Here is a 25020-nt window from a genome sequence, read left to right as displayed (position 1 = left end):
TACACACGTGGTGATGACGGACGGGCCGACGGGCAGCCGGGCACGCCGGCACGGGCGAGCCGGCCGTGACCTGCGGGCGGCGACGCTGGTGGGTCTCGGGCTGGGCGCCATCGTGCTCAGCACCCTGTTCCTGCTCGAGCAGGCGTTCGCCGGGCTCGTCGTCGTGGTCATGGTGGTCGCGGTCTGGGAGCTGGCGACGGCGCTCGGCGCGCGGTCGATCCAGGTCCCGGTCGTACCGGTGGTGCTGGGCACCGTGCTCATGCTGGTCGGCGCCTATCTCGGCGGCGGTTCGCCGCTGCTGGTGGGTCTCGGCCTGACGGTGGCCGCGGTGTGCGCCTGGCGCCTGGGCGATCCCCGTCCGGGCTATCTGCGCGACGTGTCGGCGGGCATCTTCACCAGCGTCTACGTGCCGTTCCTCGCCGGGTTCGCGCTGCTCATGGTGCGGCCCGACGACGACGGCGCCTGGCGGGTGTTCGCGCTGCTCATCGTCGTGGTGGCGTCCGACACCGGCGGCCTGCTGGCCGGCGTGCTGGCCGGACGGCACCCGATGGCGCCGAGCGTCAGCCCGAAGAAGTCGTGGGAGGGGTTCGCCGGCTCGGTGATCCTCGGTGTCGGCGTGGCCGTCCCGGTGGCGATGTACGCCTTCGACGCGCCCTGGTGGACCGGCGTCGTGCTGGGCGTCACCGGCGTCGTCGGCGCCACGCTGGGCGATCTGGGGGAGTCGCTGATCAAGCGCGACCTCGGCATCAAGGACATGAGCCAGCTGCTGCCCGGCCACGGCGGGCTGATGGATCGCCTCGACTCGCTGCTGCCCACCGCGCCGCTCGTGTGGCTGGTCCTCGAGTACGTCGTCACGGCCTGACGATCGCGACGGCGCGGTCGCGGATGGGTGAGGGAAAGGTGCTGCCAGGACGACCCGGATCCCGCAACCATCCAGCGACCGGTCGCACGGCCTAGGACGTTCGGCCGCTGCGCGGACCGGCCGATCGGCCCCCTCGACCTCGACATACGTCATCAGCGCGCCGATCGTGGGACAATGGTCGCCATCATGCCCAGACCCGGTGAGCTGACGCTCGTTCCCGCCCGGCGTGGCAAACCGCCCCGCCATCTCGCCGACCTCGACGTCGATGCCCGCCGCCAAGCGGTGGCCGAACTCGGGGAGCAGCCCTTCCGGGCCGACCAGTTGTCGCGGCACTACTTCGCGCGGCACGTGAACGACCCCGCGCTGATGACGGACGTCCCGGCGGCCGTGCGCGACACGCTGGCGGCGACCATGCTGCCCACCCTCACGACGCCCGTCCGGCACCTCGAGACCGACGGCGGCACGACGCGCAAGACACTGTGGCGGCTGTTCGACGGCGCGCTGGTCGAGAGCGTGCTCATGCGCTATACCGGCGACCGCCCGCGCGTGACGCTGTGCGTGTCGAGCCAGGCCGGCTGCGGCATGAACTGCCCGTTCTGCGCCACCGGGCAGCAGGGGCTGACGCGGAACATGTCGGCGGCCGAGATCGTCGAACAGGTCGTGGCGGCGGAGCGCATGCTGGCTGACGGCGAGATCGCCGGGGGAACCGGGCGGGTCACCAACGTCGTCTTCATGGGCATGGGTGAGCCGCTGGCCAACTACAAGGCCGTCGTCACCGCCGTGCGCCGCATGATCGACCCCGCGCCGTCGGGCCTGGGCATCGGCCGGCGCGGCGTGACGGTGTCCACCGTCGGGCTGGTGCCGGCCATCGACAAGCTGGCCGCCGAGAACCTGGGCGTGCGGCTGGCGCTGTCTCTGCACGCGCCCGACGACGAGCTGCGCGACGAGCTGGTGCCGGTGAACACCCGCTGGAAGGTCGGCGAGGCGCTGGACTCCGCGCGGGCCTACTTCGAGAAGACCGGTCGCCGGGTGTCCATCGAGTACGCGCTGATCCGCGAGATCAACGACCACGCGTGGCGCGGCGACCTGCTCGGGAAGCTGCTCAACGAGCGCGGCCGCGGCTGGGTGCACGTCAACCCGATCCCGCTGAACCCGACACCGGGTTCGAAGTGGACCGCGTCGCGGCCCGAAGACGAGGCCGCGTTCGTATCGGCGCTGGAAGAACGGGGTGTTCCGGTGACCATCAGGGACACCCGCGGTAGCGACATCGACGGGGCATGTGGTCAGTTGGCTACCGTTGGTGATTAGTATGCATTGCGCTTTGCTCGGCCGGTCTCGGGGGATATCGGCTTCGCGGGCAGTGAGCTGGCTGGACTCGCTGCCCGTGGAATCGCCCGAAGCCGGCCGATCTGTGTTCGGGAGGAGAGTGACACCTGGTGGCCGTCAGTCGTGAGCCTGAGTTCCGCACCACTCGTATGCGTGAGGGCTATGACCTGGACGCCGTCGACGACTTCGTCGACGTGGTGATCGATGCCCTGGATGGGCGGTCCGCGGCACGCGGCATCACGCCGGAGCAGATCGAGGCCGAGGAGTTCAAGGTCGTCCGCATGCGTGAGGGTTACGTCATGGACGACGTCGACGACTGGCTCGACGCCGCGGCGTCCGAGCTGCGCACCCGCCGCAAGGCCGCCGCGCAGCAGCCGCAGCAGCACCAGCAGGTGCCGGCGAATGCCTACGCGCAGGGTCCCGGGCTGCCGCCCGGCGGATCCGGCATGCCCTCCGGAGCACCCGGCATGGGCGCCGCACCGGTCGCACCGGTGTCGCCGCCGCCCGTCGCACCCCCGGTCATGCCCCCGCCCGCCGCCGGCGGCTACGGCGCGCCCACCGGCCCGGCCGGCCCGCCGTCGAACCCGTCGTACCCGGCCGCCTACTACGACACCTCGCACGGTACGTCGCACGGCACCAGCCAATACGACACCCAGGCGTACGACCCGCTCACCGACTCCGCGGTCAACGAGCTCGACCCCGTGCTGCGCGCGCTCGACACCTCCTACGGGTCGTCACCGCCGCCGGCCGCCCCGCAGCAGCAGGAGCAGTACCAGCGCGCGCCCGAGCCGTCCGCCGACGACGCCTCGCTGGCGCCGTCCAGCACGCCGTCCACCGGCCTACACCACATCGAGGTCTGGGTCCGCGACCTCGACGCCGCCACCCGCTCGTTCGGCTGGCTGTTCGAGCGCCTCGGCTGGACGCTCTTCCAGGCCTGGGAGAACGGCCGGTCGTGGCAAGCACCCGGCGGCGGACCGTACGTCGTCATCGAGTGCTCGCCCGACCTCAGCTGGGTCGCCTACGACCGCAAGGCCCCGGGCCTGAACCACCTCGCGCTGGCGGTGCCGGAGCAGTGGATGGTCGACCGCATCGTCTCCGAGGCGCCGGCGTACGGCTGGCACCTGATGTTCGCCGACCGCCACCCGCACGCCGGTGGCCCGCACCACTACGCGGCCTACATGGAGAACGACGACGGCTACGAGGTCGAGGTCGTCGCTCCCTGACGGGAAACGATGCCGCCCGCCTCGGCGGCCTCAGCGGCCGAGGTAGGCGCCTCCGTTGACGTGCAGCACCTGACCGGTCACGTGCCCGGCGACGGGTGAGGCCAGGTAGTGGACGGCCGCCGCGATGTCGTCGACGGTGCCCGCGCGACCGGTCATGGTCTCGGCGATGTTCTTCCGCCGCCGCTCGTCGGTGAGCCGGCCCTGGAAGAACTCGGTGCCGGCGGTCAGCCCCGGAGCCACCAGGTTCGTGGTGATGCCGCGCGGGCCGAGGTCGGCTGCGAGCGACGCCGTCCACGACTCGACGGCGCCCTTGGCCGCGCCATAGCTGCCGCCGCCGCGCTTGGCCGCGATCGAGCTGATGGTCACGATCCGCCCACCCTCGGGCATCCGCGGCAGCAGCGCCGTCGTCACGAGCACCGCCGTCAGCACGTTGGCGTCGAAGTTCTCTCGCCACGCCTCGGCCACGGCGGCGAGGTCGCCTGGCTGCGCCGCGGGCCGGCCGAAGGCCGTGTTGCCGCCGGCGGCGTTGACCAGGACGTCCACCGTGCCGGGCAGGCGGTCCAGCGCCTCGGTGACGGCGGCCGGGTCGGACGCGTCGAAGTCCACCGCCGTCGCCTTCGGGCCGAGCTCGGCGACCGTCTCGTCCAGCTTCTCGCGCCGCCGCCCGGTGAGGACGACGGTGTCGCCCGCGGCCGCGAAGCCCGCGGCCACGGCCCGCCCGATGCCGGTGCCGCCGCCGGTGACGACGATCGTGCGTGTGCTCATCGTAAACTCCTTTAGTGCTAAAGTACTTGTCGATGACAGCCTACCCCGAGCCGGCCACGTCCCTCTGAGGGGCGGACACACCGGCGGTGACAGGGGGCCGGAGGTCCCCTCGAACCGTCGGTCCAGGCCTGAGTACGACTGGAGCGAGTGACTGATCGTGTCTGCCCCGCGGACGAATTTGGACGGCCCCGACCGCATCCAGGCGGCCTGGCGGCGCGAGCTGCCGGGCGTGCCCGTCGAGTCGATCGGCGTCATCACCCGCGTCTGGCGGCTGGGTCAGCTGCTCGCCGACGAGCGTCGCCGCACGCTCGACCGGCTCGGCATCGACAACCCGACGCAGGACCTGCTCAGCACCCTGCGCCGCAGCGGGGCGCCGTACCGGCTGACGCCGGGGCAGATCGCCGCGCGCAGCTTCGTCACGGCGGGCGCGGTGTCGCAGCGCATCGCCCGCGCCGAGGGGGCCGGTCTGGTCCGGCGTGAACGGTCCGCCGACGACGGCCGCTCCGCCGTCGTGGCGCTCACCGACGAGGGGCGGGCGCTGAACGAGCGCGTCGTCGCGGACCTGCTGCGGCACGAGGAGACACTGCTCGACGGCCTCGACGACGCCCAGCGCGTGGCCCTGGCGGGGCTGCTGAAGACGCTGCTGCGCGACCTGACGACACGGTTCGATGCGGAGGACCGGCCGGGGGCCGATGTACGGTAGCGCCCTATGAAGGTGCTGATCTCGGCTGATATGGAGGGCGCCACGGGCGTCACCTGGCCGGCGGACGTCGAGCCGGGTACCGAGCAGTGGCAGCGCTGCCGGGCGATGTTCACCTCCGACGTCAACGGCGCGATCGCCGGGCTGTTCGACGGCGGCGCCGACGAGGTGCTGGTCAACGAGGCGCACGCGACCATGCGCAACCTGCTGCTCGAGCAGCTGGACGACCGCGCCACCATGATCACCGGGCGGCACAAGGCGCTGACGATGGTCGAGGGCCTGCAGGCCGGCGACGTCGACGGCGTCGTCTTCCTCGGCTACCACGCGGGTGCCGGCGCCGAGGGCGTCCTGGCGCACACGTACCTGCCCAACTCCATCACCGGGGTCTGGGTCGACGGCGACCCGGCCAGCGAGGGCCGGCTGAACGCGCTGGTCGCGGCCGAGTACGGTACGCCGGTCGTGCTGGTCACCGGCGACGACCGCGCCTGCGCCGACGCCGCCACCTACGCGCCGCTGGCCCGCACGTCCGCCGTCAAAAACTACGTGTCGCGCTACGCGGCCCGCTGCCGCCCGCCGTCGCGCACGTTCGAGGACATTCGCGCCGAGGCGAAGGCGGCCGTCGGGCTCGCCGTCAGGCACGAGCCGGCCACCGGCCGCGGGCCGTTCACCGTCGAGATCGAGGTCGACGCCACCCAGCTGGCCGACTTCGCCGGTATGGTCCCGACCGTGGAACGCGTCGCCGAGCGCCGGGTGCGCTACACCGCCGCGACCGCGTACGACCTCATCCGCTGCTTCAAGGCGGTCACGACCCTCATTTCGAACGGTATCGAGAACCACTATGGCTGAGCCCGACGTCCTGACCCTCGCCGCCGACCTCATCCGCATCGACACCACCAACCCCGGCGACGGCACCGGGCGGGAGCGGCCGGCCGCCGAGTACGTCGCGGAGAAGCTGGGCGAGGCGGGCATCGAGGCGACGCTGATCGAGTCGGCGCCGAACCGCGCGAACGTCGTCGCCCGGGTGCCCGGCACCGATCCCGGCCGCGACCCGATCCTCGTCCACGGTCACCTCGACGTCGTCCCGGCCGAGGCCGCCGACTGGTCCGTGCACCCGTTCTCCGGCGAGGTCCGCGACGGCATGCTGTGGGGCCGCGGGGCCATCGACATGAAGGGCATGGACGCGATGATGCTCGCCGTCGTGCGGGCCTGGGCGCGCGAGGGCCGCCGGCCGGCCCGCGACGTCGTCCTCGCGTTCACCGCCGACGAGGAGGCCAGCGCGGCGCACGGCTCGACCTGGCTGGTCACCAAGCACGCCGACCTGTTCGAGGGCGTCACCGAGGGCATCAGCGAGTCCGGCGGCTACACCTTCCACGCCGGCGGTGAGCGCCTGTACCCCGTTGCCGCGGGGGAGCGAGGGACCGCCTGGCTGAAGCTGACCGCGCACGGCCGGGCCGGGCACGGGTCGCGGATCAACGCCGACAACGCGGTGGCGGCGCTGGCCGGGGCGGTGCACCGGCTGGCCGAGTACGAGTGGCCGTTGCGGCTGACACCGACGGTCCGGGCGTCACTGGAGGCCATCGGGGCGGCGCTGGGCGTCGCCGTCGACCTCGACGATGTCGACGCGACGATCGAGCGCTTCGGGCCGGCGCGGGCACTGGTCGAGGCCGTCCTGCGCAACAGCACGAACCCGACGATGCTGAGCGCCGGCTACAAGGTGAACGTCATCCCGGAGACCGCGACGGCGTTCGTCGACGGCCGGGTCGTGCCCGGCGCCCGCGACGAGTTCGAGGCGACCGTCGCGTCGCTGATCGGGCCGGCGGTGGCCTGGGAGTACGAGCACGCCGAGGTCGCGCTGTCCGCCGACCCCGCGTCGCCGGCGTTCGCCGCGATGGCCGCCGCGCTGCTGGCCGAGGACCCCGGCGCGCACGTCGTCCCCGTCTGCATGGCCGGCGGCACCGACGCCAAGCAGTTCTCCCGGCTCGGCATCACCGGCTACGGCTTCTCGCCGCTGCGGCTGCCGCCGGACCTCGACTACTCGGCGCTGTTCCACGGCGTCGACGAGCGGGTGCCCGTCGACGCGCTGGAGTTCGGCGTCCGGGTCCTGGACCGGTTCCTGACCACCTGACCTCGTCTTCTCGCTGGGAGAGTCTGTGCCCGATTCCGCACCGTACGGGAGCTGGCCGTCGCCGGTCACCGCCGAGATCGTCGCCGAGAACGACGGGCGGCCCGGCTGGGTGAGCCACGCCGGCGGCGCGCTGTGGTGGGTCCGTCCGCAGCCGGCCGAGGACGGCCGGGTGGCGCTGCTGCGGCTGCCCGACGGCGGCGGCGAGCGCGGCGAGCCGGAGGTCGTGCTGCCGGCGCCGTGGAACGTGCGCAGCCGGGTGCATGAGTACGGCGGGCTGGCCTACGTCGTGACGCCCGACGGCGTCGTGGTGTTCGCCGAGTTCACCGACCAGCGGCTGTACCGGTACGTTCCCGGGTCCGGGGAGGAGCCGGTGCCGCTGACGCCGTCGCCGTCGATCCCGTCGGGGCTGCGCTACGTCGAGCCGGCGCTGTCACCGTCGGGGACCGAGGTGTGGTGCGTCCGCGAGGAGCACACCGGCCCGGCGCCGACGGACGTGCGGCGCGCGCTGGTGGCCGTGCCGCTGGACGGCTCTGAGGACGTTCGGGTGCTGGTCGAGGACACCCACTTCCTGACCTGCCCGCGGCCGTCGCCTGACGGGCGGCGGCTGGCGTGGATCGGCTGGGACCACCCGAACATGCCGTGGGACGGGACGCTCGTGCGGGTCGCGGACGTCGGCGCCGACGGCCGCGTGGGCAAGCCGGTCACCGTCGCGGGCGGAGCGTCGGAGTCGATCCCGCAGGCCGAGTGGGAGACGCCTGACGCCCTGCTCGTCGCGACCGACCGGACCGGCTGGTGGAACCTGCACCGGGTGCGGCTGGGCGGGGACGGCGCTCCCGCGGGCGCCGTCGGGGCCGTCGGGGAGCCGGAGGTGTTGGGCGAGCGGGCCGAGGAGTTCTCCGGGCCGCTGTGGCAGCTGGGGCTGCGCTGGTTCGTGCCGCTCGGCGAGGGCGAGGTCGCGGTGATCCGCGGCCGTGCGGCGGCGCGGCTGAATCTGCTGGACACCCGGAGCGGGCTGCTCTACGACCTGCTCGCGGACGAGCACACCGAGTGGGCGCCGACCCTGGCGGTGTCCGGCCGCACGGTGTACGGCGTGGCGGCGTCGCGGGTGACGCCGTTCGAGGTGGTCGAGCTGTCCGCCGGCACGGTGTCGGCCGTCGTGCCGGCAGTGGCGTCGGTGCCGGTGACGTCGCTGCCGTCGCCGCAGTCGCGCACGTTCGCCGGGCCGGGCGGGCGCGACGTGCACGCCGTCGTGTACCCGCCGTCGGGATCGCGGTTCGGCGGCGTCGGCGGGGAGAAGCCGCCGTACGTCCTGTTCGCGCACGGCGGGCCGACGCACCGGATGCCGATGGTGCACGACCTCGAGGTCGCCTACTTCACCAGCCGCGGCCTGGGCGTCCTCGAGGTCAACTACGGCGGGTCGGCCGGGTTCGGCCGCGAGTACCGCGATCGGCTGCGGGAGCAGTGGGGCGTCGTCGACGTCGAGGACTGCGTCGCCGCCGCGAAGGCGCTGGTCGACGAGGGCCTGGCGAACGGCGCACGGCTGGCGATCCGCGGCGGGTCGGCCGGCGGCTGGACGGCGGCGTGCGCGCTGGCGTTCACCGATGTGTTCGCCTGCGCGACGATCATGTACCCGGTGCTGGACCTCGTCGCGTTCCGCAACGGCGAGACGCACGATTTCGAGTCGCAGTACCTGGAGGGCCTGGTGGGGCCCTGGCCGGCGACGGAGGAGCGGTATCGCGAGCGGTCGCCGATCAACGTCCCGGAGAAGTTCACCGTCCCGTTCCTGCTGCTGCAGGGGCTGGAGGACGAGGTCTGCCCGCCGGCCGCGACGGCACGGTTCGCGCAGCGGGTGGCCGAGCTGGGGGTCGAGCACGAGTACGTCACCTTCGAGGGGGAACAACACGGCTTCCGACGCAAGGAGACCATCGTGACCGCACTGGAGAAGGAACTCGCGCTGTACGCCAAGGTCTTCGGGTTCACGGTCTCGTGACCGGGCGGCCGTCGATGGTGCCGCTGCGCCGGCCCCGCCGTCTCGTCCCCGGCGACCGCGTCGCCGTCGTCGCACCGTCCGGTCCGGTGCCGAAGGACCGCCTGGACGCCGGGTGCGCGATCCTGCGCTCCTGGGGCCTGGACGTCATCGTCATGCCGCACGTGCTGTCGGTGCATCCGTCGTTCGAGTACCTCGCCGGCACCGACGAGGAGCGCGCCGCCGACCTGCAGGAGGCCTGGTGCGACTCGTCCGTGGCGGGGGTGGTCTGCGCGCGCGGCGGCTACGGCGTCCAGCGGCTCTCGTCGCTGCTGGACTGGGCGGCGATGGCGGCCGTCCCGCCCAAGGTGTTCGTCGGCTACAGCGACATCACGGCGCTGCACTCGGCGTTCGCCCGGCTGCTGGGGGTGGCGACCCTGCACGGCCCCATGGCCGGCGCCGAGGCGTTCGTCACGTCGCCGTCGACGGCGGACGGGCTGCGCTCGATGCTGTTCGGCGGTGCAGCCGGGACGGTGCTGACGTCGCCGTCGGTGCGGGCCCTGGTGCCGGGCGTCGCGTCCGGCGTGACGGTGGGCGGCTGCCTGGCGCTGCTGGCGGCCGAGATCGGCACGCCGACCGGGCTGCCGTCGGCCGCGGGGGCGATTGTCCTGCTGGAGGACGTCGGAGAGAAGGCGTACCGGCTGGACGGGTTCCTCACGCACCTGCTGCGGTCGGGCTGGCTGGACGGCGTCGCCGGCTTCGCGCTGGGTTCGTGGCACGACTGCGACCCGGTGGAGGAGCTGGTGCTGGACCGCCTCGGCGGCCTCGGGGTGCCGATCGTGACGGAGCTCGGCTTCGGCCACGGCCCGTCGTCGATCACCGTTCCGCTGGGGGTACCGGCCACGCTGGACGCCGCTGCCGGCACGCTGACGTTGGACGCGGACGCGCTGACGTAGCACCTATGTAGCGCGTCCGCTACAATAGTGCTATGACCGAGACGATCGGGCAGCGGGAGCTGCGCAACGACAACGCGGAGATCATCCGCCGGGTCGAGGCCGGTGAGACCTTCGTGGTCACCCGGCGTGGGGTTCCGGTGGCCGACCTGATTCCCCACCAGGCGGGAGCACCTGCCCGTTCCTGGCCGACGCTCGGCGAGCTGCAGGAGAAGGCCCGTCGGATGCGGCCGATCGACGCCGAGCGGTGGGCGGCCGAGCGTCGCGCCGACGACGAGATCTTCGGCCCCGACGATCCGCTGACCGACGAGTGGGAGCGGGCCAAGCGGCGGTGACCGCCACTTCCCGCATCCTGCTCGACACCTCGGTACTGATCGACATCGAATCAGTCGACCTCGGGGCCTACGCCTCCACCCCTGCCGCGCTGAGCACCGTCACGATCGCCGAGCTGTCCTACGGGCTCGACGTCGACGACCCGGTCGAGCGGCTCATCCGAACCGAGCGGCTGGAGTGGGCGCTGACCGACTACCAGATCCTGCCCTTCGACGTCGCGACCGCCCGGCTGTACGGCACCCTGGCGTCGCTCGTGCGGCGTAACGGGCGCAACCCGCGACCACGCCGGCTGGACCTGCAGATCGCCGCCACCGCCGGCGTGCACGGCCTGCCGCTGCTGACCCGCAACCCCGGCGACTTCGCCGACGTCGTCCGGGTGGTCGACGTCGTCGAGATCTGAGACGCTCGCGGCGCCGGGCGACTATCGTCCGATGCTGTGAGCGCGTTGCTCTGGGGCCTGCTGGCCAGTTCGTCGCTGATCGTCGGCGCGCTGATCGTCATGGCGCGGCCGCTGCCGCAGCGGCTGGTCGCGCTGGTCATGGCGTTCGGCGCCGGCGTGCTGATCAGCGCCGTCGCGTACGACCTCGTCGAGGACGCGTTCGACGAGAGCAACGGCTGGGTGCTGCTGACCGGCCTGACCGCCGGCGCCCTCACGTTCTACGTCGGTGACCTGCTGATCGACCGTCTCGGCGGTGCGGACCGGAAGCGCTCGACCGGCGTCCAGGCCGGCGGCGCGGGTGCGGCGATCGCGTTCGGCACCGTGTTGGACGGCATCCCTGAGTCGGTCGTGCTGGGCACGACGCTGGTCGCCGGGTCCGGGGTGAGCGTGGCGATGCTGGCCGCCGTCTTTCTCTCCAACCTGCCCGAGGCGATGTCCGCCACCGCCGGCCTGCTCAAGTCCGGGACGTCGCGCCGGACGATCCTGCTGCTGTGGATCGGCACGACGGCGGTGGCCGGGGTGGCGTCCTGGGCCGGCTGGTACTTCGTCGGCGACGCGGGCGGCGGGACGGTCGCGCTGGTCCAAGCGTTCGCGGCGGGCGCTCTGCTCACCATGCTGACGGACACGATGGTCCCCGAGGCCTACGACTTCGGCGGTCCGTCGACCGGCCTGGTGACGGTGCTCGGCTTCAGCGTGGCGTTCGGGTTGAGCACGCTCGCCTGAGTGCTATTCGTCCCTCGGCTCGCGGTCGGCCAGCAGCTTGTCTACGGCGGCCGCTTGCTCCTCGTGGCCGGTGTCGAGGTAGCTCTGCTTCGCCTCCAGCAGGTCGGCGCGCGCTTCGGCGACCCGGTCACCCTCCGCGGGTCCGTTTCGCCGGCCGGCCGCGGTGAGCTCGTCGAGCCGCTGCCGGAACCCCGGCGGTTCCGGCCGCGAGTACTCCACCTCCGCCCCCGGCTCCTTGTAGGCCGCGAGGTCCTCGAATGTCACTCCGCGCGCCGCGAGCCACTGGCGGGTCGGCTCCGAGACGCGCGACGTGTCCTTCGTCGGGATGTCCTCCATGTAGGTGGTCATCCGGTACCGCCCCCAACGCTCCCGCGCAACGGGGTACGGATCGCCCGGCGGCGGCTCGGCCCCGAACACGTCGAACCACAGATCACGCAAGATCTCATCCGTCGTCCACTGCGTCTCCGACGGGAACGGCCCGACCGACGAGTCCCGGATGTGCGCGGCCAGCTCATCGCGGAAGCCGCGCAGGTCGTTGAAGTTGCTCTCCAACCACTCGGGCACCTGCTCACAGGCCTCCATGTAGAAGTCCCGCAGCTCGCCGCCGCCATCGCTGAACTCCTGGCGCCACTCGCGGAAGTTCTCGCTGATCTCCATCACAGCTCCGTGTAGGTCATCTGGTGCTTGGGATCGTCCGTGTAATAGCTCGTCACCAGCCGCCACGGTTGGTGGGGTCGTCTCACCAGCATGATCATGCTCCCAGAGTGACGTCCGCGTCTCACGGCGTCGTGCTCACGGACCGCGGGCGCCTCGCCGTGTCCGTCCATCGCCCCCTGCCGGGTGCGCTTCCACATGCGCTCGCCGGAGTCGGTGTCGGTGCCGGGCGCGCGCACGATGGAAACGTCCTCCGGGGTGATGCCGGTGTCCGCGGGCCGTAGGAAGATCTTGAGCCGCGTCTTCCCCTTCGCCTTGGCGTCCAGATAGCGATCCAGGTCGGCCTGCGTGCGTCCAGCCGCCTGCAGGAGAGCGATCAGCGGCTTGGCGACCGCTTCCGGTGACGTGTAGCGACCACCAGTGGTGCTGACCTGATGAGGTTCGCCATTCCAGCGCCGGGACAGCACCGATCCGTCGGCGTTGAGCTCCCAGCTGTCCTCGCCGGACGGGTCGAGGCGCCACTGGACTCGGGCGGTCAGGTGTTCACGTCGCAGGTGGTGGCCGTGGCGTTCGACGGCGTGGGAGGACTGGCCGAAGAGCAGTTTCTTCGCCAGTTCCTGGAGCTTCGGCGGGAACCGGGCGACGACCTGGTTGATCGCGCGCCTCTGTGCGATCACGCCGGGCAGGTGCTGCTGGGCGAGCGCGGTGTCCTGCGCCGTCGTCACGATGCTGGGGGCCGGCGCGGGTGGCGGTGTGATCGAGAGGACCGGCGGCTCGGCGCCGTCGGCGGGGCGGAGGAGGGTGTCGAGGGCGTCGGCGTACTCGCCGAGCACGTGCGCGACCTCGGTGAACGCGTCCTCGCGGGCGGCGGTCATGCGGGTGCCGATCAGCCGGATCTCGTGCGCCGTCCCCAGCAACTCCCGCCGCAGCTCAGCCGACGCCCCGGCCGAAGCCGAAGCGGCGTGCTCGACCGCGCCGCTCGTCTCGTCCACCCGCTGACGCACCGCGCCGTCGAGCTGTTCGGCGAGGTCGGGCAGCGCATCGCGGGCGGCGCGCAGCGACTCCGCGGCGTGCCGCACGCCGTCGCCGTCGTCGCAGCCCTGCATAGCCCCACGGTAATCGATGGGTGAGCGCCTGGTGTCGCTATGGCAACAGCAGACGCTCACCCATGATCTGGACGAGCAGAGCTCAGCGCGGCCGCCCGTGCAGCAGCGGGTTCCCGACCTCGAGATGACGCAGCACCTCGTTGACGTCGTTGTCGCCGGACGTGCCGGCCAGGCCGAAGTCGCGCGCTTCGATGACGACGCGGTCGGCGTAGACGTCGATGGTGAGGCCGCGGTTGATGTCGCGGGTGGTGACCTCGCCGATGCCGCTGGTGTTCTCGCCGCGGGCGTCCCACTCGATGTGCATGGCGCCGGTGTTGATGGCGAGGAAGCCGTCCGGGTGACCGCCGGGGACGCGCCGCCGGACGGCCCAGTCGCCGAGCTCGAACGGGTAGTGGGTGTGGCCGCTGAGGAAGATCGCGTTGGGGTGGTCGCCGAGCATGGCGGTGAGCTCGTCGTTGCGGTCGTAGCTCTCGTGGTACCAGGGGATCCACGACGCCGAGACGGTGTCACCGAGCGGGAAGTGGGCGATGACCAGCACCTGCTTCTTCCTCGCCGTCCAGTAGTCGAGCCGCTCGTCCAGCCACGCGACCTGCTCGTCGGACATGCCGACCTCGGGCGGACGGGGGAACTCCTGGCCGATGACCAGCACCGGCACCGAGCCGCCGCCGCCCTCCAGCACGTACTCGCCGTAGACCTCGTCGCGCCCGGCGAAGTCGAGGAACCGGTCGCGCAGCGTCTCCCAGGACTCGGCCGCGTAGTTCTCGTGGTTGCCGATCGCGGCCACCAGCTGGTCCGGCATGATCCCCGCCGTCTCAGCGCCCGCGACGACGTCGTTGATCTGCTGCCACTCGGCAGTCGTCCCGGTGGGGACGATGTCGCCGGCGATCAGCAGCCCGGCACCGTCGGGGCGGACGGCGTCGAGGTCGCGCAGGCCGTGGGCGAAGTCGCGCGGATGACCCTGGATGTCGCTGACGACCCACAGCGAGGTCGCGTCGTCGAGCGACGGGGTGGACGTCGCGGTCGTGCGCACGGACACGCTGTCGATCGCCCAGTACCAGGAGTTGCGCGGGGCGTCGAGGCGCCACCGGAACACGGCCTGCCGCACCCCGGACGGGACGGCGAAGCGCAGCGCCTCGGTGCTGTTGGCGAGGTTGCCGTCGTAGTCGTTCGTCGTGTTGGTGGAGTCGTAGCGCAGCAGCGTCGTCTCCTCGCCGCTGCCGTCGAACTCGACGGTGACGGTGGCGGACTGGCCGGTCCACGGGCGCAGGTGCGAGTCGAACGTCAGCTCCAGCTCGTCGTGCCCGAACACCCGCACCGGCCGCGAGGTCAGCGTGGTGTCGAACCGGTCGGCGGCGCCCGCGGCGTCGTCGTACTCGTCGGAGTCGGCGACGGCGATGACGTCGTCGGCGCGGCCGAACCGGAACCGCATCTGGTCCTCGGCCGCGGTCCAGAACTCGCGGGTGGTGAACGACCAGCCGCGCCAGTCGTCGACGCCGCCGGCCTCCATCTCGGGGGTGACCTCGACGGTCCAGCCGCGCGGCGGCTCGTGCGTGTAGCCGTCGTCCGCGACCGTGCCGGACAGCCCGTTGAAGCTCTCGCGCCACAGGGTCTGCTGACCCAGACGCGACTCCTCGGCGACCGCCGTCGTCCCCATGACCGCCAGCGGGGCGGCCACCGCGGCGCTCAGCAAGGCCGCCGTCACAGCTGCGCGTCTGCGCGCTCGGATCGTCATGGCCGGACGGTAGGAGGCGCAGGTGACCACCGGCCGGGGATCGGGCAACGGGGAGATGACCAGCGGCCGTCATGCCCGGGAAGAAAACTTGCCCGCTGGGAAGATTTGCATGATCCGCAAGAAGTAAGTTAGTGTCAGATTGCGGACGGGGCAGGCTGGTAGTAGCAGTCTCACACCGGAGTGGGGCGCCGCACACGTCGCTCTCAGGCTGCTCACAGGTTCGTCATGGTGTTCTGACGTCGCACTTCTCACACGCTTGGAGACTTCGGTGGCGACATTCCTCTACCGGCTCGGCCGGTTCTCGTATCGGCGCCGCGGGGTGGTGCTGGCCATCTGGCTCGGCCTCGTCGCGCTCGTCGGGGTGGGTGCGGCGACGCTCTCCGGGCCCACGTCCGACACGTTCTCCATCCCGGGCACCGAGTCCCAGGAGGCCTTCGACCTCCTCGACGAGCGCTTCCCTGGCAGCAACGCCGACGGGGTGCAGGCGCGGGTGGTGTTCGCCGCACCCGAGGGCGAGACTCTCACCGAGCCCGAGAACCAGGCCGCCGTCGAGGAGGTCCTGGCCGAGCTCGCGTCGGCGCCGCAGGTCGCGCAGGTGCCAGATCCCTTCGAGGCCGGCACCGTCTCGGACGACCAGCGCATCGCGTTCTCGCAGGTGACCTACTCCGTCCAGTTCGCCGACCTGACCGACGAGGCCAGGGACGCGTTGTTCGAGGCGGCCGAGAACGGCCGCGACGCCGGCCTGACGGTGGAGCTCGGCGGCGAGGCGGCCATGGCCGAGGAGGAGCCGGGTGGCGGCACCGAGTTCGTCGGCATCGCCGTGGCCGCGGTGGTCCTCGTCATCACGTTCGGCTCACTGATCGCCGCGGGGCTCCCGCTGCTCACGGCCATCCTCGGCATCATGATCGGCATCTCCGCGATCACGGCCGCCAGCGGCTTCATCGACATCGGCTCCAGCACGCCCACGCTCGCTCTCATGCTCGGGCTCGCCGTCGGCATCGACTACGCACTGTTCATCGTGTCGCGGTACCGGCACGAGCTGGCGATCGGCCGCGAAGGCGAAGAGGCGGCCGGTCGCGCCGTCGGCACTGCCGGCTCCGCCGTCGTGTTCGCGGGGCTGACCGTCATGATCGCACTGGCCGGCCTCTTCGTGGTGAACATCCCGCTGCTGACGGAGATGGGCCTGGCGGCGGCACTCACCGTCGGCGTCGCCGTCATCATCGCGCTGACGCTGCTGCCCGCGCTGCTGGGCTTCGCGAAGCGCCGCGTGATGGGCGGCCGCATCCCGGGCCTGCGCAAGGTCCGCGACCCGGAGGGGGACGGCGGCAAGCCCACCCTGGGCCGCCGGTGGGCGAACCTCATCACCCGGCGCCCGATCCCGGTGCTCGTGGTGGCCGGTGTCGGCATGCTCGCCCTCGCGGCGCCGGTGCTCGACCTGCGCCTGGGCCTGCCCGACGAGGGCAGTTCAGCTCCGGGGACCACCCAGCGCGAAGCCTACGACCTGACCGTCGAGGGGTTCGGCGCCGGCTTCAACGGGCCACTGATGATCGTGGTCGACGCGACCGGCAGCGGCGACCCGCAGGCGGCGGCCGACCAGGTGGCCGGAACGCTCGGTGAGGTCGACGACGTCGTCTCGGTCTCGCCGCCGATGTTCAACGAGGCCGGCGACACCGCCATCGTCAACGTCGTGCCCGAATCCGCGCCGGGGAGCACCGAGACCGAGGACCTGGTGGCGGCCATCCGCGACCAGGGCGAGAGCCTGGCGGATGAGACCGGGGCGACGCTCGCCGTCACCGGTACGACGGCCATCAACATCGACTTCACCGAGCGGATGGCCGACGCGCTGCTGCCGTACCTGCTGCTGGTCGTCGGTTTGTCGCTGATTCTGCTGACGATCGTGTTCCGTTCGATCCTCGTGCCGCTCAAGGCCGCGCTCGGGTTCCTGCTCACGATGGGCGCCACCTTCGGCGCCCTCGTGGCGGTGTTCCAGTGGGGCTGGTTCAACGGCGCGCTGGGCATCGAGCAGACCGGCCCGATCGTCAGCATGCTGCCGATCTTCCTCATCGGCGTGGTGTTCGGCCTCGCGATGGACTACCAGGTCTTCCTGGTCACCCGGATGCGCGAGGAACACGTGCACGGCGCATCGCCCACTGAGTCGGTGGTCATCGGCTTCCAGCACGGCGCCCGCGTGGTCAGCGCCGCCGCAATGATCATGATCAGCGTGTTCGCCGCCTTCATCTTCGGCGGTGAGGACTTCATCATGCAGATCGGCCTCGCGCTGGCCGCGGCGGTCGCCTTCGACGCGTTCGTCGTCCGCATGACGATCGTCCCGGCGGTCATGACGCTGCTGGGCAGCCGGGCCTGGTTCCTGCCGCGCTGGCTGGACCGCCTGCTCCCGAACGTCGACGTCGAGGGCGAGAAGCTCAACCGCCAGTATCGGGAGGAGCCCGAGGCGGAGTTGGAACCGGAACCGGCGCAGCAGCGCTAAGACCCCCCGGTGAAAGAGGACGGGCGGCCGGACGGAGAGGTCCCGGCCGCCCGTCCGCCTGTCCGGCGCGGCTCTGCAACTTTTCTTGCTCAGCAGTTTTGCAGTCTCTGCAACTTTTTGCTAAAGTAGTTGACATGACAGTAGAAGTGGGTCTGCGCGAGCGCAAGAAGGCGGCCACTCGCGCCGCTCTCTCCGCCGCCGCCAACCGGCTCGCCGTCGAACTCGGGGTCGAGCACGTCACCGTCGAGGCCATCGCCGCGGCCGCCGACGTCTCGCCCCGCACGTTCCACAACTACTTCTCCAGCCGCGAGGAGGCCATCGTCGCCTCCATCATCGACTGGGCCGAGAGGCTCACCGACGAGATCGAGGCGCGGCCGGCCGACGAGCCCATCTGGGACAGTCTGCAGACCGTTTTCCTCGGCGCCCTCGACGACAGTCCGCAGGCGCGTGCCCGCATGATGGCACAGATGGACATGATCATGGCGCATCCCAACGTCATCGCCAGTCAGCTGGCCGCGTTCGACACCATGCGCCGCCGGTTCGCCGAGACCATCGCCGCCCGCACGGGCACCGACGCGAGCCGCGATCTCTACCCGCACCTCATCGCCGGCGCAGCGGGGCACTCGTTCAAGACGGCCCTGGACCTCTGGGCGACGGGCAAGTCCGAGCGCCCCCTCAACGACCTGGTCGCCGAGGCGTTCGCGCTGGTCAGGGCCGGGCTGCCGCAGCCAGGTCGCTGACCGTCAGCACACTGTCACATGAACCGCGTAGTGGCAGGCCACCTGGGTGGCCGTCCCGCCGGCCAGCACGCCGGGGTCCTCGCCGCGGCAGGCGCCGTCCACCCCGGCCGCGGCCGCCGCGCCCGACGCCAGCACGGGGCAGCGCAGATGGAACCGGCAGCCTGACGGGATCCGCGTCGGGTCCGGCGGCTCGCCCTGCAGGACGACGGGGGAGCCGGGCGCGTCCGGCAACACCGACAGCAGCGCCTGCGTGTACGGGTGCTCCGGCGCGGTGAGGATCTTCTCCACCGGCCCGGTCTCGACGATCCGGCCCAGGTACATGACGGCGACCCGGTCGGCGATGTTCCACGCCAGCCCGAGGTCGTGCGTCACCACCAGCGCCGCCAGCCCCAGGTCGTCGCGCAGCCGCAGCAGCAGCGCCAGGATCTCGCCGCGCACCGACGCGTCCAGCGACGCGACCGGCTCGTCGGCGACGATGACGTTCGGATCCAGGACCAGCGCGCCGGCGATGACGACCCGCTGCCGCTGCCCGCCGGACAGCTCGTGCGGGAACCGCAGGAAGAAGCGTTCCGGCGGACGCAGCCCGGCCCGCGACAGCGCGTCGGCGACCCGCTCCCGCTCGTTCGGGACGTCGCCGTGGATGCGCAGTCCTTCGGCGACCGCGTCGTAGACGGTGTGCCGCGGGTTCAGCGAGCCGCTCGGGTCCTGCAGCACCAGCTGCACGTCGCGGCGGAACCGCTTGAGCGCCCGCGACGAGTAGGTGAGGGGAGTGCCGCCGTGCAGCACCCGTCCCGACGTCGGCCGCTCCAGGCCGAGCAGGGTGCGGGCCAAGGTCGTCTTGCCGCAGCCGGACTCGCCGACCAGCGCGACGATCTCGCCCCGCGCGATGTCGAGGTTGACGCCGTCGACGGCGCGGGCCCGGCCGCCGCCGCGGCGGGAGGCGAACTCGACGTGAAGGTCCTCGGCGGACAGGATCGGTTCGCTCACGCGGACTCCCGCCCTTCCGAGGTCACGGCCACCAGGGAGCGACCGTCGTCGGGCAGGACGCGGACGCAGGCGGCCCGCCGGTCCTCGCCGTCCACCGGCCAGAGCGTCGGGTCGACGGCGTCGCAGTGGTCCAGCCGTACGGCACAGCGCGGGTGGAACGCGCATCCGGCGGGCAGTTCGGCCGGGTCGGGCGGGTCGCCGGCCAGTCCCTGCGGCCGCCGCCGCGACGCCGGGTCGCCGATCCGCGGGAACGCCGCCGCCAGCGCCGCGCCGTAGGGGTGCCGGGCGGCGCCGAAGACCGCCCCGGCCGGGCCCTCCTCGACGATCCGCCCGGCGTACATGACGGCCAGCCGGTCGCAGGTGTCGGCGAGCACGGACAGGTCGTGGCTGATCATCAGCAGGCTGATGCCCTGGTCGGCGACCAGTGACTCGATCAGCGTGAGGATCTGCGCCTGGATCATCACGTCCAGCGCCGTCGTCGGCTCGTCGGCGACGATCAGCTGCGGGTCGCAGGCCAGCGCCATCGCGATCATCACCCGCTGGCGCTGCCCGCCGGACAGCTCGTGCGGGTAGGCGCCGGCGCGCCGGGCCGGCAGGCCGACCTGCTCGAGCAGCTCGCCGGTCTTCCGCCGGATCTCGGCCTCGGTGGCCTTCGAGTGCAGCCGGATCGGCTCGGCGATCTGCGCGCCGATGCGCTGGACGGCGTTGAGCGAGTGCATGGCGCCCTGGAAGACGATCGACGCGCCGGCCCAGCGGACCGCCCGCAGCCGGCCCCACGACATGGTCAGGACGTCCTCACCGTTGAAACGGATTTCACCGGTAAATCGGGCGGTATTCGGCAGCAGCCGCAGCAGGGCGAGCGCCATCGTCGACTTGCCGCAGCCGGACTCGCCGGCCAGCCCCAGCTTCTCCCCGGCCTCCAGCGCGAAGCTCACACCGCGGACGGCCGGCACGTCGCCGCCGGCGCTCCGATACGTCACCGTCAGGTCGGAGACCTCCAGCAGGCCCATCAGCGGCGCTCCCTCAGCTTCGGGTTCAGGACGCCCTCGATGGCCCGGCCGACCAGCGTGAACGCGAGCACGACCAGCACGATCGCGAAACCCGGCGGCAGGATGTACCACCACATGCGCGAGCTGACGGCGCCGACGTCGCGGGCCGCCTGGATGGTCGCGCCCCAGGACGCCGTCGTCGGATCGCCCAGCCCCAGGAACGCGAACGTCGACTCCAGCAGGATCGCCGACCCGACCGTCAGGGTCGTCTGCGCCAGCACGATCGGCATCACGTTGGGCAGCACGTGGTTCGACATGACGTGCAGGTGCCCACCACCCAGCGCCTTGGCCCGCTCGATGTACGGCCGCGCCTCGACGGCGAGCGTCTGGGCGCGCACCAGCCGGGCGGTCGTCGGCCACGACGTCACGCCGATCGCGACGATGATCGTCGTCAGGCTGCGGCCCAGGACCGCGGCCAGCGTGACGCCCAGGACCAGCGACGGCATGACGAGGAACCAGTCGGTCACCCGCATCAGCAGGCTGGACCCCCAGCCGCCGAAGTGCCCGGCCAGGATCCCGAACAGCGTGCCGAACGCGATCGAGATGAACGTCGCCCAGAACCCGACCGTCAGCGAGACCCGCGACCCCCAGATGAGCAGGTCGATCATCGAGCGGCCGGACCGGTCCGTCCCCAGTGGGAAGTCCGCGCTCGGCCCGTCCAGCGGCGATCCGGGGGGACGGGTGACGCTGAGCGCGTTGTCGGCCGTCAGCAGCGGCGCCAGCAGCGCCGTCAGCACGAACAGCGCCAGCACGACCAGCCCGAACACGCCGGCCTTGTTCTGCCGGAACTGCGACCAGAACCGGGTGGCCGTCCGCCGTCGCCGCGCCCACGCGAGCCCGTTCACGGCCGCACCCGCGGGTCGAGGACGGGGTAGAGCAGGTCGGCCACCAGGTTCATCAGGATGACCGCCGCGGAGAACAGGATGAACAGCCCCTGCACCAGCGGCAGGTCCGGGACGCTCAGGCCGGTGTAGAACAGCTGGCCCAGGCCCGGCCAGCTGAAGATCGTCTCGACCAGCACGGCGCCGAAGACGACGAAGCCGAGGTTGACGAAGATCAGCGTGATGGTGGGCAGCAGCGCGTTCGGGACGGCGTGCCGGCGGCGCACGACGATGTCACGCAGCCCCTTCGCCCGGGCGGTGACGATGTAGTCGCTGCCCATCTCGTCCAGCAGCGACGACCGCATGATCATCAGGTACTGCGCGTACACGACGGCGACCAGCGTCACCAGCGGCAGCACCATGTGGTGCGCGACGTCGGGGATGCGCTCCCAGCCGTCGACGCCGGTGTCCTCCATGCCGCTGGTGGGGAACCAGCCGAGGCCGGAGGCGAAGATCACGATGAGGATCAGGCCCAGCCAGAAGCTCGGCACCGACCACAGCGTCAGTGCCACTCCGGTGTTGACGCGGTCGCTCACGCTGCCGTGGTTCCAGGCGCCGCGGACGCCCAGCCAGAGGCCCAGCGCCGCCGAGATCAGCACGCTGGTGCCGACCAGCAGCACCGTCGGCCAGATCCGGTCGCCGATGAGGTCGGTGACCGGCCGGTTGAACTGGAACGACTCGCCGAAGTCCAGCCGCAGGACGCCCGTCAGGTAGGACCAGAACTGCTCGGCCAGCGGCTTGTCCAGGCCGAACTCGCGGCGCAGCTGCTCCTGCTGCTCGATGCTCACCGGGCGGCCGTGCGTCATCGTCCGCACCGGGTCGCCGGGGATGATCCGGAACAGGAAGAAGCTGGTCAGGATGATGGCGAAGAGCGAGACCAGCGACCCGCCGAGCTTCTCGCCGTAGTACCGGAGCCTGCGCCGGACATGTGACCGGTCCGGCGCAGGCACGACCAGGGTCGGATTCGCCATCTATTCGCGGTCGTCGGCGGTGCTGCCGCGGCGCCGGAGCAGGAGCAGCACCAGGAGCAGGATCACCACGGCGGCCGCGACGATGCCGATGATCAGCCCGGTGTTCGAGCCGCCGTCGTCGCTGTCGCCGTCGTCACCCGAGCCGGCGGCGTCGTCGCTCTCCTCACCGACAGGGACCGCGGACCACCAGCTCCAGTAGCCGTCCTGGCCGTAGAAGTTGCCGCCCGGGTCCGGCTGCGGGGTCATCGAGGCGATGACGTCGCTGCGGTACGCCTCCAGCGCGTCCGCGTAGCCCCAGACCACGAACACGTTGTCCTCGTAGAGGGTGCGCTGCATGTCGTGGACGATGTCCGCGCGGGCGTCGACGTCGAGCTCGGACAGCTGCTCGGCGTAGAGCTGGTCGTAGGACTCGTTGCAGTAGTACGCGTCGGACAGGTACGGCCCGCCCAGCTCGGTCGGCAGCCCGGTGCACAGGTTGATCGACAGCACGTAGTTCGGGTCCGGGTTGACGTTCCAGCCGGTGGTGAGGATGTCGTAGGTGCCCTCGTCGAGCAGCGAGCCGACCTCGGACACCGGCTCGACCAGCAGCTCCATGCCGGCTTCGCGTGCCCACTCGGCCATCATCTCGGCGGCCTGGATGTACTGCGGGTTGTCGCCGTGCACGTTGAACCGGAACGACAGCGGCCGCCCGTCCGGGCCGACGCGGATGCCGTCGCCGCCGGGCGCGTAGCCGGCCTCGTCGAGCAGCCGGTTGGCCTCGTCGATGTCGAAGCCGTTCTCCTCGTCGCCGGACGGCTCCCAGTGGAAGGTGTCGTAGCGCGACGGGATGTAGCCCCCGTTGGGCTCGCCGTAGCCGCCGTACGCGACCTCGTAGATGGCGTCGCGGTCGATGGTGTGCACCAGCGCCTCACGGACGGCGGGGTCCTGCAGCGCCGGGTGTCCGTCGCCGAACGGGGTGCCGTCCTGCAGGCGCGCGCCGGGGTTCAGCGTGACGGCCTGGAACCGCTTGCCCTGGGCGGCGTTGACGGTGATGTTGTCCTCGTTCTCCAGCGACTCGTACTGCGCCGGGGTGAGGTTGAAGACGAAGTCGACCTCGCCGTTGCGCAACGCCTCGACCTGCGCGTCGGGGTCGTCGATGTAACGCAGGATGAGCTGGTCGAACTTCGGCTCGCCGCGCCAGTAGTCCGGGTTGGCCTCGAGCGTGATCGACACGTTCGGTTCGTACTCGGTGAGGATGAACGGCCCGCTGCCGACGATGGGGAACTCGGTGTCGTTGTTGAACGCGCCGTAGTCGTCGATCTCCGCCCAGATGTGCTCCGGCAGGATCGGCACGTCCAGCGCGAGCATCGTCACCTGCGGCTCGTTCAGGACGATCTGGACCATCCGCTCGTCGATGGCCCGGACGGACTCGAAGTTCTCGACGAAGTTGCCGTTCGCCTCGGCGGCCGCCGGGTCGTTCATCATCGTGTTGAACGTCCATGCGACGTCGTCGGCCGTGACCGGCTCGCCGTCGGTCCAGGTGGCGTCGTCGCGGAGGGTGTAGGTCCAGGTCAGCCCGTCCTCCGACGTGTCCCAGGACTCGGCCAGCGCCGGGACCGTCTCACCGGTCTCCGGGTCGTAGTTGGTGAGGAAGTCGTACATCCACCGGCCCATGTTGGTGGTGATCAGCCGCACCGCGATGAACGGGCTGAGCGAGTCGACCTCCTGCGCCACGGCGATCGTCAACGACGTCGGCTCGGCGTCCTCTGTCGCGGCCGCCGGGAGCCCGGCGGCGGCCAGCCCGGACATGCCGAGCGCCGCCGCCGCCGCTGCCGCGGCAGCGGCGAACCGGCGTGCTCTGCCGCGGGGAACGGATGTCGCCATGGTGTACCTCGCATTTCGACACGCGGAGTCGCGGCCAGTAGACCTATTGGCCGGTTGGTCTACCACTGGGCCCGACACGCCGTCAATGGTCTGGACCTGTGGCGAGACCGAATGTCCTGCGGCCTTTGCGCGATCGAGACCGAACTGCAGATCTTCCCGTGATGCCGGAAACATTCAGGACATTCGGCCGTGCGGGGTGGAAACGGCTGGAAACGCACGTTCCTCGGCCCCCTGCTGTTCGATTGTCGAGGGCGCGGCGCCGCGCCTCAAGTCCGCGCCGTTGTGGTTGCTGTGCGCTGTGGTCGGGGGCTTGGACTTGACCCGCGCCGCCGCGCCCTCGTTCTCACAGCATCAGGGGCCTCCCGGAAAGTGGACCGGGCTTTCAGGCCCGCTGACTGTGCGCTCTCCGCCGGCCTCTCACGGTGGCCACCTTTGGCGACCGACTCCGCTGTTGGTGGCGGGTTCGCTGGCCTCCTCTGGCCCCACCCGTTCCATGATCATCAAAGAAACGGTGCGCCCCGGAGCCTGTTGCGCTTTCGGCGGTCGACGCGCTGGAGCCGGAGATCTTCCTGCCCGCGTCACGCGCCGACGGCACGGTGCCGCCCTTGGCAAGGCTGGTCGTCGTGACGGCGCCCGATATGCCCGGCCTGGTGCGGCGACCAGGCTGGCCAAGGCGATCGGGCGTCGCGGCGAGAACGGCGGCCGCCGAAGATTCTTCGGCAACGCCCGCCACCGCACGCCATTCCGCAACAGGCTCCCCGACGCACCGTTTCTTTGATGATCATGGAACGGAGGCGTGGGTGAGCGCTTTCCGGCGGGGTTGGTGGGGCACCTCACTCGCTGGGGGTGCTCCTTACTCGCCTGGGGGTCGGTTCGGGGTCGGGTGCGCACTTCTGGCGGGTTGAGGTGCACCTGCGCGGGTGAGGAGGCCAGCGGAGGGTGACGAACAGCGGAGTCGGTAGCCAGGTGGGTGCGGTCGGAGGAGGCTGGCGGACCGGGACCAGCGGCGGAGTCGGTCGCCCGCCACCCACGACGGTGAGCGGCCGGCGGAGGTCGCCTTCAAGCAGGCTTGGGGCCGGGCCCATCCTTGGGGCGGCCCCCCGACAATGGAGAGCAGCAGGGGGCTTGGCCGAC

Annotated in this window: 22 protein-coding genes; 13 read left to right on the top strand and 9 right to left on the bottom strand. The window is 71.6% G+C overall.

The window, feature by feature from the left end; genetic code table 11:
• Positions 1 to 13: 13 nt before the first annotated feature.
• The 3 genes from BLV05_RS25600 to BLV05_RS25590 all read left to right on the top strand — a co-directional run bounded on the left by BLV05_RS25600 (position 14) and on the right by BLV05_RS25590 (position 3411).
• Positions 14 to 862 carry a phosphatidate cytidylyltransferase gene (locus BLV05_RS25600; protein WP_052762280.1) on the top strand — a complete coding sequence of 283 codons (849 nt, stop codon included), beginning with the start codon at positions 14 to 16 and terminating at the stop codon, positions 860 to 862.
• A gap of 186 nt (positions 863 to 1048) precedes the next feature.
• Entirely contained in the window at positions 1049 to 2170 is a 1122-nt protein-coding gene (gene rlmN / locus BLV05_RS25595; RefSeq protein ID WP_046767722.1) for a 23S rRNA (adenine(2503)-C(2))-methyltransferase RlmN, read from the top strand.
• A 128-nt stretch (positions 2171 to 2298) separates the two neighbouring features.
• Positions 2299 to 3411 carry a DivIVA domain-containing protein gene (locus BLV05_RS25590; RefSeq protein WP_152690635.1) on the top strand — a complete coding sequence of 371 codons (1113 nt, stop codon included), beginning with the start codon at positions 2299 to 2301 and terminating at the stop codon, positions 3409 to 3411.
• Positions 3412 to 3441: 30 nt separating this feature from the next.
• Here the strand turns inward: BLV05_RS25590 and BLV05_RS25585 are convergent, their stop codons facing one another.
• Positions 3442 to 4176: an SDR family NAD(P)-dependent oxidoreductase gene (locus tag BLV05_RS25585; protein WP_046767557.1), complete on the bottom strand. Its 735-nt coding sequence runs from the start codon at positions 4174 to 4176 to the stop codon at positions 3442 to 3444.
• A gap of 178 nt (positions 4177 to 4354) precedes the next feature.
• Here BLV05_RS25585 and BLV05_RS25580 point away from each other — a divergent pair, with 178 nt between their 5' ends.
• The 8 genes from BLV05_RS25580 to BLV05_RS25545 are packed head-to-tail and all read left to right on the top strand — an operon-like array spanning position 4355 to position 11415.
• Positions 4355 to 4879: a MarR family winged helix-turn-helix transcriptional regulator gene (locus BLV05_RS25580; RefSeq protein WP_231948611.1), complete on the top strand. Its 525-nt coding sequence runs from the start codon at positions 4355 to 4357 to the stop codon at positions 4877 to 4879.
• A gap of 6 nt (positions 4880 to 4885) precedes the next feature.
• Positions 4886 to 5722: a M55 family metallopeptidase gene (locus BLV05_RS25575; RefSeq protein ID WP_046767559.1), complete on the top strand. Its 837-nt coding sequence runs from the start codon at positions 4886 to 4888 to the stop codon at positions 5720 to 5722.
• A complete protein-coding gene (locus BLV05_RS25570) occupies positions 5715 to 7001 on the top strand; it encodes a M20/M25/M40 family metallo-hydrolase (protein ID WP_046767560.1) in 1287 nt (428 codons plus the stop codon). The genes BLV05_RS25575 and BLV05_RS25570 overlap by 8 nt, the downstream gene beginning before the upstream one ends.
• A gap of 25 nt (positions 7002 to 7026) precedes the next feature.
• Positions 7027 to 8991: a dipeptidyl-peptidase 5 gene (locus tag BLV05_RS25565; protein WP_197683315.1), complete on the top strand. Its 1965-nt coding sequence runs from the start codon at positions 7027 to 7029 to the stop codon at positions 8989 to 8991.
• A gap of 14 nt (positions 8992 to 9005) precedes the next feature.
• Positions 9006 to 9923 (top strand): S66 peptidase family protein, encoded by a 918-nt coding sequence (locus BLV05_RS25560; protein ID WP_046767724.1) that lies wholly within the window; start codon positions 9006 to 9008, stop codon positions 9921 to 9923.
• A gap of 32 nt (positions 9924 to 9955) precedes the next feature.
• Positions 9956 to 10255, top strand: a complete 300-nt coding sequence (locus tag BLV05_RS25555) for a type II toxin-antitoxin system Phd/YefM family antitoxin (RefSeq protein WP_046767562.1) — start codon at positions 9956 to 9958, stop codon at positions 10253 to 10255.
• A complete protein-coding gene (locus tag BLV05_RS25550) occupies positions 10252 to 10653 on the top strand; it encodes a PIN domain-containing protein (RefSeq protein ID WP_046767563.1) in 402 nt (133 codons plus the stop codon). Before BLV05_RS25555 ends, BLV05_RS25550 begins: the two co-directional genes overlap by 4 nt.
• Positions 10654 to 10689: 36 nt before the next feature.
• Positions 10690 to 11415 (top strand): ZIP family metal transporter, encoded by a 726-nt coding sequence (locus BLV05_RS25545; protein ID WP_046767564.1) that lies wholly within the window; start codon positions 10690 to 10692, stop codon positions 11413 to 11415.
• A gap of 3 nt (positions 11416 to 11418) precedes the next feature.
• Here BLV05_RS25545 and BLV05_RS25540 read toward each other — a convergent pair whose 3' ends face one another.
• The 3 genes from BLV05_RS25540 to BLV05_RS25530 all read right to left on the bottom strand — a co-directional run bounded on the left by BLV05_RS25540 (position 11419) and on the right by BLV05_RS25530 (position 14907).
• Positions 11419 to 12072: a hypothetical protein gene (locus tag BLV05_RS25540; RefSeq protein ID WP_083421379.1), complete on the bottom strand. Its 654-nt coding sequence runs from the start codon at positions 12070 to 12072 to the stop codon at positions 11419 to 11421.
• A complete protein-coding gene (locus BLV05_RS25535; protein WP_046767567.1) occupies positions 12072 to 13175 on the bottom strand; it encodes a hypothetical protein in 1104 nt (367 codons plus the stop codon). The genes BLV05_RS25540 and BLV05_RS25535 overlap by 1 nt, the downstream gene beginning before the upstream one ends.
• Positions 13176 to 13257: 82 nt before the next feature.
• Positions 13258 to 14907 (bottom strand): metallophosphoesterase family protein, encoded by a 1650-nt coding sequence (locus BLV05_RS25530; RefSeq protein ID WP_197683314.1) that lies wholly within the window; start codon positions 14905 to 14907, stop codon positions 13258 to 13260.
• A 268-nt stretch (positions 14908 to 15175) separates the two neighbouring features.
• Here BLV05_RS25530 and BLV05_RS25525 point away from each other — a divergent pair, with 268 nt between their 5' ends.
• Together BLV05_RS25525 and BLV05_RS25520 are read left to right on the top strand one after the other, a co-directional pair.
• Entirely contained in the window at positions 15176 to 17395 is a 2220-nt protein-coding gene (locus BLV05_RS25525; RefSeq protein ID WP_046767568.1) for an MMPL family transporter, read from the top strand.
• Between the two features lie 134 nt (positions 17396 to 17529).
• The gene (locus BLV05_RS25520; RefSeq protein WP_046767569.1) at positions 17530 to 18135 is read left to right on the top strand and encodes a TetR/AcrR family transcriptional regulator; all 606 of its coding nucleotides are present in this window, start codon (positions 17530 to 17532) and stop codon (positions 18133 to 18135) included.
• Positions 18136 to 18138: 3 nt separating this feature from the next.
• On the opposite strand, the gene BLV05_RS25515 is transcribed toward BLV05_RS25520, so the two are convergent.
• The 5 genes from BLV05_RS25515 to BLV05_RS25495 are packed head-to-tail and all read right to left on the bottom strand — an operon-like array spanning position 18139 to position 23886.
• A complete protein-coding gene (locus BLV05_RS25515; RefSeq protein ID WP_046767570.1) occupies positions 18139 to 19122 on the bottom strand; it encodes an oligopeptide/dipeptide ABC transporter ATP-binding protein in 984 nt (327 codons plus the stop codon).
• Positions 19119 to 20132 carry an ABC transporter ATP-binding protein gene (locus BLV05_RS25510; protein WP_046767571.1) on the bottom strand — a complete coding sequence of 338 codons (1014 nt, stop codon included), beginning with the start codon at positions 20130 to 20132 and terminating at the stop codon, positions 19119 to 19121. Before BLV05_RS25510 ends, BLV05_RS25515 begins: the two co-directional genes overlap by 4 nt.
• Entirely contained in the window at positions 20132 to 21016 is an 885-nt protein-coding gene (locus BLV05_RS25505) for an ABC transporter permease (RefSeq protein WP_046767572.1), read from the bottom strand. Before BLV05_RS25505 ends, BLV05_RS25510 begins: the two co-directional genes overlap by 1 nt.
• Positions 21013 to 22023: an ABC transporter permease gene (locus tag BLV05_RS25500; protein ID WP_052762250.1), complete on the bottom strand. Its 1011-nt coding sequence runs from the start codon at positions 22021 to 22023 to the stop codon at positions 21013 to 21015. Before BLV05_RS25500 ends, BLV05_RS25505 begins: the two co-directional genes overlap by 4 nt.
• Positions 22024 to 23886: an ABC transporter substrate-binding protein gene (locus BLV05_RS25495; protein WP_046767573.1), complete on the bottom strand. Its 1863-nt coding sequence runs from the start codon at positions 23884 to 23886 to the stop codon at positions 22024 to 22026. It abuts the gene before it with no gap.
• Between the last annotated feature and the right edge of the window lie 1134 nt (positions 23887 to 25020).

It is taken from the genome of Jiangella alkaliphila, from assembly GCF_900105925.1.
In the GTDB taxonomy this organism is placed as follows: Bacteria; Actinomycetota; Actinomycetes; order Jiangellales; family Jiangellaceae; genus Jiangella; species Jiangella alkaliphila.
This window is presented reverse-complemented; position numbering and strand designations above follow the sequence as displayed.

What these genes read in the sequence shown, in the direction of transcription:
- BLV05_RS25600 (WP_052762280.1), top strand. Translation starts at nt 14, where the DNA reads ATGACGGACGGGCCGACGGGCAGCCGGGCACGCCGGCACGGGCGAGCC.
- rlmN (WP_046767722.1), top strand. Translation starts at nt 1,049, where the DNA reads ATGCCCAGACCCGGTGAGCTGACGCTCGTTCCCGCCCGGCGTGGCAAA.
- BLV05_RS25585 (WP_046767557.1), bottom strand. Translation starts at nt 4,176, where the DNA reads ATGAGCACACGCACGATCGTCGTCACCGGCGGCGGCACCGGCATCGGG.
- BLV05_RS25575 (WP_046767559.1), top strand. Translation starts at nt 4,886, where the DNA reads ATGAAGGTGCTGATCTCGGCTGATATGGAGGGCGCCACGGGCGTCACC.
- BLV05_RS25570 (WP_046767560.1), top strand. Translation starts at nt 5,715, where the DNA reads ATGGCTGAGCCCGACGTCCTGACCCTCGCCGCCGACCTCATCCGCATC.
- BLV05_RS25560 (WP_046767724.1), top strand. Translation starts at nt 9,006, where the DNA reads ATGGTGCCGCTGCGCCGGCCCCGCCGTCTCGTCCCCGGCGACCGCGTC.
- BLV05_RS25555 (WP_046767562.1), top strand. Translation starts at nt 9,956, where the DNA reads ATGACCGAGACGATCGGGCAGCGGGAGCTGCGCAACGACAACGCGGAG.
- BLV05_RS25540 (WP_083421379.1), bottom strand. Translation starts at nt 12,072, where the DNA reads ATGGAGATCAGCGAGAACTTCCGCGAGTGGCGCCAGGAGTTCAGCGAT.
- BLV05_RS25535 (WP_046767567.1), bottom strand. Translation starts at nt 13,175, where the DNA reads ATGCAGGGCTGCGACGACGGCGACGGCGTGCGGCACGCCGCGGAGTCG.
- BLV05_RS25530 (WP_197683314.1), bottom strand. Translation starts at nt 14,907, where the DNA reads ATGACGATCCGAGCGCGCAGACGCGCAGCTGTGACGGCGGCCTTGCTG.
- BLV05_RS25520 (WP_046767569.1), top strand. Translation starts at nt 17,530, where the DNA reads ATGACAGTAGAAGTGGGTCTGCGCGAGCGCAAGAAGGCGGCCACTCGC.
- BLV05_RS25510 (WP_046767571.1), bottom strand. Translation starts at nt 20,132, where the DNA reads ATGGGCCTGCTGGAGGTCTCCGACCTGACGGTGACGTATCGGAGCGCC.
- BLV05_RS25500 (WP_052762250.1), bottom strand. Translation starts at nt 22,023, where the DNA reads ATGGCGAATCCGACCCTGGTCGTGCCTGCGCCGGACCGGTCACATGTC.
- BLV05_RS25495 (WP_046767573.1), bottom strand. Translation starts at nt 23,886, where the DNA reads ATGGCGACATCCGTTCCCCGCGGCAGAGCACGCCGGTTCGCCGCTGCC.